The 12,028-nt window shown below is 58.0% G+C and carries 10 protein-coding genes; 3 read left to right on the top strand and 7 right to left on the bottom strand.

Annotated elements, in window-relative coordinates; genetic code table 11:
• Positions 1–109: 109 nt before the first annotated feature.
• The 7 genes from ACP7BS_RS18475 to ACP7BS_RS18505 form a co-directional block, all read right to left on the bottom strand.
• Positions 110–823, bottom strand: coding sequence for an alpha/beta hydrolase (locus ACP7BS_RS18475; protein WP_426239278.1), 714 nt, complete (start codon positions 821–823; stop codon positions 110–112).
• A 1,006-nt stretch (positions 824–1,829) separates the two neighbouring features.
• Positions 1,830–2,726, bottom strand: coding sequence for a TIM barrel protein (locus ACP7BS_RS18480; protein WP_426239279.1), 897 nt, complete (start codon positions 2,724–2,726; stop codon positions 1,830–1,832).
• 85 nt (positions 2,727–2,811) lie between these two features.
• Positions 2,812–3,750, bottom strand: a complete 939-nt coding sequence (locus ACP7BS_RS18485; protein ID WP_426239280.1) for an ABC transporter substrate-binding protein — start codon at positions 3,748–3,750, stop codon at positions 2,812–2,814.
• 68 nt (positions 3,751–3,818) lie between these two features.
• Entirely contained in the window at positions 3,819–4,796 is a 978-nt protein-coding gene (locus ACP7BS_RS18490) for an ABC transporter permease subunit (RefSeq protein WP_426239281.1), read from the bottom strand.
• Positions 4,793–6,373 (bottom strand): sugar ABC transporter ATP-binding protein, encoded by a 1,581-nt coding sequence (locus ACP7BS_RS18495; RefSeq protein ID WP_426239282.1) that lies wholly within the window; start codon positions 6,371–6,373, stop codon positions 4,793–4,795. The genes ACP7BS_RS18490 and ACP7BS_RS18495 overlap by 4 nt, the downstream gene beginning before the upstream one ends.
• The gene (locus ACP7BS_RS18500) at positions 6,370–7,779 is read right to left on the bottom strand and encodes an FGGY-family carbohydrate kinase (RefSeq protein WP_426239283.1); all 1,410 of its coding nucleotides are present in this window, start codon (positions 7,777–7,779) and stop codon (positions 6,370–6,372) included. Before ACP7BS_RS18500 ends, ACP7BS_RS18495 begins: the two co-directional genes overlap by 4 nt.
• The gene (locus ACP7BS_RS18505) at positions 7,776–8,555 is read right to left on the bottom strand and encodes a DeoR/GlpR family DNA-binding transcription regulator (protein WP_426239284.1); all 780 of its coding nucleotides are present in this window, start codon (positions 8,553–8,555) and stop codon (positions 7,776–7,778) included. Before ACP7BS_RS18505 ends, ACP7BS_RS18500 begins: the two co-directional genes overlap by 4 nt.
• A 267-nt stretch (positions 8,556–8,822) precedes the next feature.
• Between ACP7BS_RS18505 and ACP7BS_RS18510 the strand changes: the two genes are divergently transcribed.
• The 3 genes from ACP7BS_RS18510 to ACP7BS_RS18520 are packed head-to-tail and all read left to right on the top strand — an operon-like array spanning position 8,823 to position 11,965.
• The gene (locus tag ACP7BS_RS18510; protein WP_426239285.1) at positions 8,823–9,842 is read left to right on the top strand and encodes a class II aldolase/adducin family protein; all 1,020 of its coding nucleotides are present in this window, start codon (positions 8,823–8,825) and stop codon (positions 9,840–9,842) included.
• 3 nt (positions 9,843–9,845) lie between these two features.
• Positions 9,846–11,114, top strand: coding sequence for an FGGY-family carbohydrate kinase (locus ACP7BS_RS18515; RefSeq protein WP_426239286.1), 1,269 nt, complete (start codon positions 9,846–9,848; stop codon positions 11,112–11,114).
• Positions 11,111–11,965 carry a TIGR01459 family HAD-type hydrolase gene (locus ACP7BS_RS18520; protein WP_426239287.1) on the top strand — a complete coding sequence of 285 codons (855 nt, stop codon included), beginning with the start codon at positions 11,111–11,113 and terminating at the stop codon, positions 11,963–11,965. The genes ACP7BS_RS18515 and ACP7BS_RS18520 overlap by 4 nt, the downstream gene beginning before the upstream one ends.
• The last annotated feature ends 63 nt before the right edge of the window (positions 11,966–12,028 follow it).

Consider the following 12,028-nt stretch of genomic DNA (forward strand, 5'->3'; position numbering starts at 1 on the left):
CGGATTTTGTCGGCGATGTTTGTGGCGCCTGTGAACGTGTCGGCATAAAGAAGTTACGCATGGTATTCCCCCCTCGTTGATTGATGTGGACAGCAACCGACGCTCAGCATCAGTTGTGCTGGTTCAACTCAGCTGCCGATCTGATGAGCGCTGCGACTTTGTCAGGATGGGACAGCATTACCGCATGGCTACTGCTAACCTCTACGACCGCAGCACCTGCGCGCGCGGCCATCGCTGCCTGCGCTTGAGCGGGTATCATCCGATCTTCCGTTGCGAGCAGATAGAAGGATGGCTTGGCTTTCCATGCCGCAGAGGTGATCTTGCCCTGGACAGCTTCAAGGCCCCACGGCCTCTGGGCGGCAGCCATGAAATGCGCTTCGGCGGCATCGATATCGGCCGAGAATGCGACCGCAAACTTCTGTGGGTCGATTTGGATGAAGCCATCCTTCGGTGGAAGGAGTGGGGCTTTCTCCGCACCAGGGATCTCTTGTGAGGCTAGGTCGAAGACGGATTCCCCGGCGTCGGGAACGAAAGCTGCCAGATAAACGAGACCCAGGACCTTTTCCTCGCTCCCGGCTTCCGTAATTACGGCGCCACCATACGAATGTCCGACGAGCACAACTGGATGTTTCGCCTCAGCGATCACGCTTCTGGTGCGCTCAACATCCTGATCGAAGGTTACGGCAGAGTTCTGAACAACGAGAACCTCATAGCCTTCCTCCGACAAGGTGTCATAGACCTTTCGCCAACCGGAGGCATCCACGAACGCGCCGTGCACGAGCACTACTGAAACGGATTCGGATAAAGGACGAGAAGTAGTCATTGCGCGAGCTCCCGGGTGACACGATTTGACTATCTGTCCGCGAAAGCTCAACATTGAGTTTTTTGGCGGATATAGCATTGGCTTCGATGAGTGTGATGTCGCACTGGTAATGCCGGCGTGCTCCACTCGCTTGGAGGCCATTTGTAGGGCTGATGATGCCAACTCTCAATTGAGACATTGGTCCCCTCCGACTAGACGAAGGGACTGCTGAAATAGACCTTGGTCCATAAATCTCAGCTAACCTAACATCGCGAACAGCGTATTTTTCAGCCCCGCACCAACATTACAGGCAGTGGGGGGATCGACTCAGCACACACACTGACGCGAGATCGTGTTCCGCTGCGTGTTGTACCGTCGCCGTGACTTCCGGACGGAGCGGAGAATTGATCAGGGATCAAGATCTTCCGCGAGCGCGCGGCGCAGATTTGGGACATTGCTGCAAGGTCGCGGCTTGGGAAGCGGGCACGCCGTTGCCCAGGGTGAGACGCACGGAACCGTCCTAACCTATCTCCTAAGGAGATCGCGGCAGCAGCGGGCGGCACGGGCGGCCCAATTGCCGCCACAGCGAGACTGACGGCATCCCATCTGATGCCGAGGCTGACAGGCGGTGTAATGGGTTGCGCGGCAGATTTGGGGCGGACAAATCCTTCCTCAGCATGTGAAAAAGCTGAACGCTCGTTGAACGTCCGCCTTGATGGGAATCAAACCAACGATCCGCTATCTCCATTGTAAGTGATTGAAAAGGCGCTGCGAAACACTGGCGAACGGATCAGACCGATCGGGAATGGCCCTGTTTACAACCCTTCCTGCCGGGCGAGGCAATGATCAGGCCTCCAACTGAGGAAGATTTGCGCGAGGTTTGAACGCGATCCACTATTGGCGCGCTCGGATAGCGGTTGGGGGATGCTGTTCAAGGATATACCGCCATGACCGTGCTGAAGGGATCAGGCGACCTACCCTAGTTTGTCAGGTCTGCTTAGCCGGCCCGACAAACATTGGAATGCGCTTAGAGCGCTAGATGCGCCTTTTTCACCAAAGCTGCCTTGATCGTTGCGGTTTCCATGCCAAGTTCAATAAAATCGCGCGCATGGTGCGCCAACGCCACATTGTCGTCCCAGAGGTTCCGCCAGATGGCGGTCTTGAGCGAAAGGTCTTTGTCGACAATTGTGGTCGAGAATGACTCGAACGTAACGTAATCTTTCCAGTCGATTGCAACCAGCGCATCGAAAATGCTTGCGAAGTTGACGTTGCCAGTTCCAAGATACCCACGGTGACTCTCGCCAATGTGCATGTAGCCGATCTTGTCGGCTGCGTGACGGATTGCCAGCCCGACATCAGCCTCTTCGATGTTCATGTGGAAGGTATCTAGATGCAACAGAACATTCGATGCCCCAGTATCCTTGATATACGCCAGACCCTGAGAGGCCGTGTTGAGCATGTTGGTCTCAAAGCGGTTGACAATCTCAAGGTTCAGCGTCACGCCGGCAGACTTCGCGCGATCGGCCACCTTCGACAAGGCTGAAACACTTGTGTCCCAGGCCTTCTTCGTGAGTGCCTGCTCCTGTTTGCCATGAGCAGAACTCAGGATACCGGCGAGCTTGGTGCCGCCGAGATCCCTGACGAGAGCGACGGCCTTATCGAGTATGTCCCGCCCGGTGTTGACGACCGAAGTATCACTGCTCGAAATGTCCCCCTCTGGAGGAAGACCCATGCTGATCGCGACATCGAGATCAAGCTCCTTGAGACGACCTGAAAGCCATTTCACATCCACCTGCTTTGGATCGAGGTAAGAAAATTCAATAAGCTTGTAGCCAAGATCATGCGTCTTGCTGAGCGCATTCTCCAACTCGTCCTTTGACGAGCCTGCGCTCCAGACGAAGGAATGGACACCAATTTTGGACATGGGACAACGTTTCCTGCGATTTTTTATGTTTGGATCATGACCCGCCGCGCCACGGTGACGACGGCGGGCCACTCGGGAGAAGTCCTTAGCGAGCTGCAGTCCAGCCCTTGTAATCCTTGATGTTATCGGCAGTGATGAGTTTGGGGTCGAGGAGGATCGTGTCCTGTGCCGGCTTCTTGCCGTTGAGCAAGTCAACAGCCAGCGTCAGGGAGTCCCCGGCCATGGTGTAAGGGTCCTGCGAGGCAGATGCCTTGATCATCGACTTGCCGCTTGAAAGCGACTTTTCGATATCCGGAGCGCCGTCCACAGCGGTGAAGAAGAACTCGTTGCGGTTCAGCTGCTTGGCCGCAAGTTCGGCGCCGATTGCGGTCGGATCGTTGATCGCGAATACGGCGTCGATCTTGTCAAAGCGGGTCAGCAGACCCTGCATCACCGCCATGCCGCCGTCGCGCGAGCCTTGGGCATTCTGGTCGTCGGACAGGATCTTGATGTCAGGGCTCTTGGTCAGGACATTCTTGCACCCCTGCACGCGGTCGATGATCGACGAGGAGGCCGGTCCGTTGATGATGACGACATCGCCCTTACCCTTGATCTGGTCGACGATGTACTGGCAAGCCTCTTCGCCCGCCTTGATATTGTTGGTCATGACGGTGACGTCTGCACCCGGCGCCGACACGTCGAACGCGGCGACGATCACACCGGCCGCCTGCGCCTTTTTGACCGCTGGCGCGATTGCCTTTGCGTCAACGGCATTGAGCATGATGATGTCGACGCCGGCCGCAACGAAGCTCTCCATCTGCGAGACCTGCTTGTTGAGGTCATAGTCGGCCGAAACCGAAGTCACTTCGACGTTCGGGTTGATTTCCCTGGCACGATCCTCGATGCCCTTGATTGTTGCGACGAAAAAAGGGTTGCCGAGCAAGCCGACAGAGATGCCGATCTTCTGCAGATCCTTCGCCGAGGCCGGCATGGCGATGGCCGCTGCGATCGCTGGTCCGAGTAGCAGTTTCGAAATTGTACGCATTATTTTTCCTCCGTTGCGGCGCTCCCGGCGCCTTCGTTTCCCGGTAATCCGGTTATATTCGCCGCAGATCAGGTGCGGCTTAGTCCTTTCAGCCGATAGCGATCGAGACCGACGGCGATGATGATGACGAGGCCTTTGATGATGTACTGCCAGATGTCCGAGACACCGACGAGAATCAGTCCATTGGACAGCACGGCGATGATCAGCGCACCAATCAATGTCCCCCAGATGGACCCGACACCGCCTACAAAACTCGTGCCGCCAAGAATGACTGCCGCGATCGCGTCGAGTTCATACGACTGCCCAAGCTGGAGGCCGTTGGCAGCATAGAGACGCGCGGCTGACATAGTACCTCCAAGCCCCGCCAGGAGACCCGACACGCTGTAGACGAAAAGCAGGACTATCGGCACTTTGATGCCAGTCAGCCGGGCAGCTTCCACGTTGCCTCCAACCGCATAGATCCACGTGCCGAGAACGGTGCGCTTGAGAACGAACCAGGAGACCAGGACTGTCACAAGAGCGATGATGGCAAGCCATGGTACTCCCAGGACGCTTCCATTTCCGATGAAGTCGAATGGCAGGTCCGGATTGAAGACAGTGGTGTCGTTGCCCAGCAGACGCGCCACGCCGCGGATAGCAGTCAGCGAACCCAAGGTGACGATGAAAGGCGGCAGTTTGAGAAATGCGATGATCGAACCGTTGACGAAACCACACGCCAGTCCGACGGCGATGGCCGCAGGGATGCCGAGCATTCCAATATCGGGAAACAGTGACACGATCACGGCGACCATCGCGGAGGCGGCCAGGATTGAGCCGACGGACAGGTCGATACCACCGGTGAGGATAACGAAGGTCATGCCGGCAGCAAGAACGGTGTTGATCGATGCCTGCTGCATGACGATCGACAGATTGTTTACACTCAGGAAGCGGCCACTGAGCAAATGGAAGCCGATAGCTAGAAGGATGAGTACCGGCAGCATGCCGAGCGCCGTGAGCGTCGTACGCAGCTTGAGCTTATTAGCATTTTCGCTCGTGTTTGTGCTCATGGCTGATGTCTGTCCTTCTTTGACTTTACCGCATCGGATGTCGCCGAGCCCGTGGAGTACGCCATGATGGCCTCTTGATTGATTGGGTGATCCTTCGAGCCAGTCACCTCCCCGGCAATGCGTCCTTCGCGCATAACCAGGACGCGGTCGGCGATGCCGATGATCTCCGGCAGGTCGCTGGAGATAACCACGATGGCGATCCCGTTCTGGGCGAGTTCATCGATGATCCGGTAGATTTCTGATTTCGCGCCGACGTCGACGCCACGGGTTGGTTCATCGAGAATGATGACCTTGGGCCTGGTTTCGAGAAGTCTCGCAATAAGAACTTTTTGCTGATTACCGCCGGACAGCGCTCCGGCGTTGATGCTGGTGCTCTTCGTGCGGATGGCAAGCGACGTAACGGCACGAGCCGCCCGCGTTTTCGCCTGGGCAAAGTCGAGCACACCAGCGGCTTTCGCATCGGATCCGATGACACCTATGTTGATGTTCTCGCTGATGGACATATCGAGGAATAGCCCGAGGCCCTTCCGGTCTTCGGTAAGGTAGGCAATGCCGGCGTCCAAGGCATCGCGCGGACCGGAGATCGAGAGTTCCTTACCCTCTAGGAAAAGACTGCCCGCCTTCTTCGCGTCTGCGCCGAATATCAAGCGTGCAAGCTCCGTCCTTCCCGAACCGACGAGGCCGGCAATTCCGAGCACTTCACCGGCGTGCGCATCGAATGAGCAATCATGCACTCTTCGTCCGTCATCGATGTTGCGAACGGAAAGCACGGTGCGCTGCTCGCCGCCCGCCAAGTGGTGCTCTTTCTTGTAGAATGAGGAGAGATCCCGTCCGACCATCATCGAAACCAGCTTGGACGCAGAGAGGTCGGCCTTATCCAAAGTGCCGACGTAGGCGCTGTCCCGAAGTACGCTCACGCGATCGGCCAGCTGGTAGATTTCCTCCATCCGGTGGCTGATATAGATAATCGCAATGCCTTGTGACTTGAGACTGGCAATGACCTCGAACAGGCGATCCGTCTCTCGGCTTGTGAGCGACGTTGTCGGCTCGTCCATCACGATGATGCGGGCATTGGTAGTCAGCGCGCGGGCGATTTCCACCATCTGGCGCTCGCCCAACGAAAGCTGGCCGACCTGGCTGGAAGGGCCAAACCCCACGCCAAGACGCTTGAGGATCGGCTCTGCACGCCGTCTTGTGTCCGAGCGATTTAGAATCCCGGCCATGGATGGCTCGGCGCCAAGGAACATGTTCTGCTCCACGGTCAGGTTTGGCGCCAGCGACAGCTCCTGATAGATCACCGATATCCCATTGGCCTTCGCCTTGATGGGATCGCCTGCAACAACCGGCTGGCCGTCAACGAGGATCGTTCCGCCTGCATCGGCCTTGTGGGCACCGGACAACACCTTCATCAGCGTCGACTTGCCGGCCCCGTTTTCGCCCATCAACGCATGGACTTCACCGGGGAATACCGTGATCGAAACATTCGAGAGCGCTCGTGTGCTGCCGAACGTCTTGCTGATGTTGCGCATCTCCAGGACAGGTGTCGCCCCCGGTGCGGCAGTCGCGGTGACGCTCATGCTTGCCTCTCCAACAGTTGCTTCTCTTTGACAATGTTGCCCGCCAAGCGGTCGAGCTCAGCGCGCCAGAGATCGCGATATGCTTCGAGCCCCGGTATCTCGGCCGGACGCGACACGGTGCATTCGTTTTTGAACGGACTTTCACCGAACTGTTCGAAAACCAATGCTGCGGCTCCGAAGGCGCTGCCTTCCGCATTGGAACTGCTGTAGACGGTTTGACTTAACCTCAACGCGGCGAGCACCGCGGCGTAAAGGCCGGTTTTGACCAAGCCTCCGTCAATCACGATGGGATTGACGGAGCCGATCAGATCAAGCGACAAGTCTGTCATGAGCGCCACGTATAACAGCGCTGCGGCGGCCCGTTCCTCGCCCTGCAGTTGCGGGCCTATAAAGCGCCCTTCTCTGCCGGGCATCGGCCCGCCCGCGGCGAACGACGGCAGTGCGAAGGCCTTCTTCTCAATGACTGCCAGAACGGCTTCTGCGGAAACGGCCTGTTTCCAGTCACCGCTCGCGACATCGTATTCCCGGCCGCCCATAAAGCGGATCGTGGCAACCGGATTGTGATCCACAGTCACGTTCGCCAGCATGTCTCGTTCGCGGTCCAAGGTGTCCAACGGGCTGGATGGGTTGAAGATCACCACCCAGGTGCCGGTCGAGACGAGCGTGAAATCGGAGAACCCCAGCGAGCGGTAGTAGTAGAGTGCAGAATTGCTGTCGTGGACACCGTTGTGAACCGCGAGAGCAACGCTGGTACCGTCGGCCAGTTCAAGATCACATTGCCCGATCTCCTCGCCTGCCCTTGCGAATTCCCGCATCTTTGATCGCCAGCCCTGGCTGTCCACCAAGGTGCTGAAATCGTCAGCGACCGGGGCCCAAAGATGTGAGTGACATCCGAGATAGGACACTTCCGAGACCTTGTGGCCCGAGAATTTCCACGACCAGAACTGCGGATAGCAAAGTATGGCGTCGCAGATGTCGAGCAATTGCGGAGACCTGTCGGCGAGCCACAGTATGTGCCTGCCGAAATTGAATCCCAATGGCAATCTTGGCGAGAACGTTTCGGAGTAGCCAGGAATGAGCCGGTCGATTCTATCGGCAACGGCCGCTGGCGGTTCCTGCTCATAGTCAAGGATAGGATGAAGCAGATGATCGCCCCGCACCAGCGCAAACGTGCAGCCGTGACCAGAGAACATTATCCGATCGACACCATGCATGGTGACGGCATGGACGAGTGAACGTCTCATCCAGTTGAACAGAGTCTCATCATCGAGAACCCTGACATCGTCTTCGTCGCGCCAGACTGGATTGGTGCGAGCTTCGCTGAGTACCGTACCCTCCCGCGAGATAACGAAAAGCTTGGAGTTCGTCTTGCCAAGATCGAAGATGGCGATCGCTGACTGGCTCACTTGGATCCCCCCGTGCCGGCGACGAGGATCTCGACACCTGCATCTTCCAGCATCTTCGCTGCAGCATCAGAAAGACCATCGTCTGTCACGACCGTTCCAATACGTGAAAGCGGGAGGACGACATTGCGAGGCTTGATTGTGAATTTTCGGCTATCAGCCAGGAGAACGATTTCGTCGGCACATGCACTCAGCTCGCCGATGGCCCTTGTCAAAAGCGGATGCGATTCCAGCAGACCATCGCTGCTGACACCTTGGGTGCCAAGAAAAAACCGGGAGGCGAAGTAGCCGGGGGCACCCGCCGACGCATCGTGGATAATCCCGGGCTCCCGGTACAGAACGCCGCCAGCAAGAATGAGCTCGCAGATGGCATGCTCACCGAGATAGGCGGCAAGCGGCATGGAATTGGTGTAAATCCGGACGCTGCGCTGGGCCAGTTGAATGCCGAGCTGGAAGCACGTCGATCCTGCATGAACGATGATCGAGTCTCCATCACGCACAAGGCCCGCGGCTTTTTCTGCGATAGCGTGTTTCGCCTCGACAGCAATATCGCGGTTTTCGTCATAAGGCCTTGCTGACAGACGTCCTGCCGAGCCGCCGTCGCTGGCAGAAATGCCGCCATAGACCTTGCGAGCCTTGCCCAACTCATGAAGCTTGTCGATGTCGCGGCGAATGGTCGCGGGTGAGACCGCAAGGCGCTCCTGCAGATCGCGCACGGACGCGAACGGCGTCTCCTGCAGCAGATCGGTAATAGCCTTGTGGCGTTCGGAATCGTTCAATGAAATGCCTCCCGACATCTCCCGTGTCGATGATTAAAGATAATCACAGAACGATGTATTCCGCAAGCCTGAGAGAGCGAAAAACTTCATCATTGACGATATGCGATCAAATCCATACGATATCGCGGAAAGTTTGCTCACCAGACGCGACGGCAGCGCAAACTGGAATGATGCAGTGCAAACGTAGATGTGGAGGAGTTGACCGTGGCCGCAATCGCTCAATCAGTCGGATCGAATAAGGACTTCCAAGCCTTTTTGGATTTGTCCGTGGCTGTGGGGAGCGACATCCTCAAGACGCAGGGGGCTGGCGGAAACACATCCGCGAAGTTCGGCGGTATGATGTGGGTCAAGGCTTCCGGCACATGGCTTTCGCAGGCCAAGGACCGGGACATTATGGTGCCGGTCGAAGTGGAGCCGCTCGTCGCCGCATTGAGGGACAGAGACCCCCGCGCCGAAAAGGCGACCGACTTTGTTGTCAATGAGTTGAACTCGAGCGGACTCCGTCCCTCGATCGAAACGAGTTTCCATGCGGCCCTACAGAATCCGGTTGTTGCGCACTATCACTGCGTTAATGCAATCGCGCTGTCCGTTCTCAGGCGCCGCGAGCAGATTTTGAGCGAACGCATGGCAACGGTCAGCGACCTGACATGGGCGAGTATCCCGTATCGCCGCCCCGGAACGCCCCTCGCCCACGAAATCGATGCTGTCTCCGGCAGTCTTCCCGACGTGCTCATTCTGTTCAATCACGGCATTATTGTCGGCGGACGTGATGTGGCCGAGGTTTCCGACCGAATCCGGCGCGTCTCAGAGGCACTCGCCTGCCCTTCGCGCGATGGGGGCAAACCCGATGTCACCGCACTCTCCGTACTGGCGGAAGGATCCGACTTTCAGCCTGCATCCGATCCCGGTAGCCACAAGACGGCACTATCTCCGGAGAATCTGGAATTCGCACTCGGTGGCTCTCTCTATCCGGATCACGTCATCTTTCTCGGCTCCACAGTCGGCCTCCTGACAGATGGCCAGTCTGCGGCAGAGTTCGTCGTGCACTGCAGTGCCGAAGGCAAGGAAGTGCCGAAGCTTATCGCGGTTTCTGGCAAAGGCGTTTTGGTCTCGAAGGAACTGACCCCCGGTGGTCTCGCGATGGCAAGATGCCTCGCCGAGGTCGTTGCGCGGATTCCCGCAGGCGAAGCGATTGAATATCTGACGCCGGATGACGTGTATGAACTCACCCATTGGGAAGCAGAGCAATACCGCCAGGCGCTTGACCGCAAGGTAAATGGGCGCTGAACCATGACAGTGAACGAGCCTGCCGTGGCAATCGGCATTGATATAGGAACATCCGGCGTCCGCACGGTGGCGCTCTCGCAGGAAGGTCACGTCGTCGGCTTCACCGCGATGGCCTTTGCCGGCGCCTCAGAAACGAGATCGCCGGCCGCATGGTGGGAGGGCGTGCGGTCCTGCCTGACGCGCCTTGCGTCGGAGTGCTCACTGTCCTGCGTTCGCGGCATTGCCGTCGATGGGACGTCCGGCACCGTCTTGGCAACTGACAACGCAGGCGCGCCGGTTGGCGACGTGTTGATGTACAACGAGCCGTGCCCGGACGCGTCTATAGTTGCGCGAATAGCGCGAGAAGCCCCCCTGGAAAGCCCGGCGCGCGGCGCCCATTCCGGCCTCGCCCGGGCTGTTCACCTGTCCCGCAGGGCGGGTGTATCGCACGTTATGCATCAAGCCGACTGGGTCCTGCTGCAACTCGGCCTGTCGAAACCAGCGACGGACGAAAACAACGCGCTGAAGACTGGATACGACCTCAATGCCTCCACTTGGCCCGCGTGGATCGAGGCCGCAGGGCTTGCCATTGACGAGCTTCCCACCGTCTACCGCGCGGGGGAGCCGATACAGATGGTGGGCGGGTTCGCCGCTGCGATCGGGCTGCCCTCTTCATGCCGCCTACACGCCGGAACCACTGACGGCTGCGCCTCGTTTCTCGCGACTGGCGCGTCTGAGACCGGCGACGGCGTGACCGCTCTCGGGTCGACAATGGTCGTCAAACTGGCATCGGATCGGCCGATCAACGCACCAGAGTACGGCGTATATTCCCACCGCGTCCTGGACTTCTGGCTCGTCGGCGGCGCGTCAAACAGTGGTGGCGCGGTCATTCGTGCCCTGTTCGGCGACGATCGGTTGACCCAACTAACGGAAAAGCTCGACACTGATCATCCGACTGGGCTCCAATATTACCCACTGCTGAAGCCAGGCGAACGTTTCCCCATCAACGATCCTTCCTACCCACCCCGTCTCGAGCCCCGCCCGAAAGACGACGCCGTTTTCTTCCAGGGCGTTCTCGAGGGCATGACGGAGATCGAACGTCTTGGGTACGGGCGCCTGAATGATCTCGGCGCCGCTCAACTGCGCACAGTTCGCACAGTGGGTGGTGGAGCAAAGAATCTAGTGTGGACTGAGATGCGTCAGTGCGCTCTCGGCGTTGATTTCCTGCCATCGAGATCTTCTGAAGCTGCCGTAGGAACAGCATCTCTGGTCCTTGCTGAGAGTGGGAGATGAGCTTGATACCCCTAACCGTCCGCCTTGAGGATCTTATTGCAAACTACGATGTCTTTCTCATCGATCAGTTTGGCGTCCTTCGCGATGACATTGGACCATATCCCGGGGCTCCGCCTGCACTCGCGGCCCTGAAGGAGGCCGGTAAAGTGGTCATCATTCTTTCGAATTCGGGGCGTAGCGGCGACTATAATGCAGATCGCCTCGTTGCACTTGGTTTCGCGCGATCCAGCTTCGACCGTTTTGTCACGTCAGGCGACGTAGCCTACGAAATTCTTTCCCAGGACCTGAAGCTGATCAGGAGTCAAACCCGCTGCCTGACCATATCAAGTGGCGGCGACACGAACCTTGCCGACCGATTGGGTCTGATCACAGTGGACGATGCGTCCGATGCGGATGTCGTGGTGATCTCCGGCAGCGAGGCCGAACTCATCTCGCTTGAAGAATATCGCGCGTTGTTGCGTCCGGCAGCAGAGAAAAACGCTCCGTGCTACTGTACCAATCCCGACATCCATAAGCTCGCTGGTGGAACGATAGCACCAGGCGCGGGAAGCCTTGCCAAACTCTATGAAGAGTTGGGAGGAGCGGTCACCTGGATCGGCAAACCGCACAAGGAAATCTACCACTATGCCCGCTCGACCCTGGGTTCAATCGCGTCCGACCGGATTGTCTGTATCGGCGATAGCATCGAGCACGACATTGCTGGAGCAACGAACGCAAGTCTGCCCTCGGCGCTTGTTGAGACCGGAATATTGTCGGGGCTTTCGGGCTCCACGATAAAGGCGCTGCTCGATAAGTTCGACGTCACGCCGACCTACTTGCTAGAGCGGTTTAGCCTCGTTGACGAACGGTAGCTTCACTTTTCACGGAAAAATAGAACCCACAACCTCAATCTGCCGGTGCGCTACTTCGCAACC

It is taken from the genome of Pararhizobium sp. DWP1-1-3, assembly GCF_049896125.1.
In the GTDB taxonomy this organism is placed as follows: domain Bacteria; phylum Pseudomonadota; class Alphaproteobacteria; order Rhizobiales; family Rhizobiaceae; genus Pararhizobium.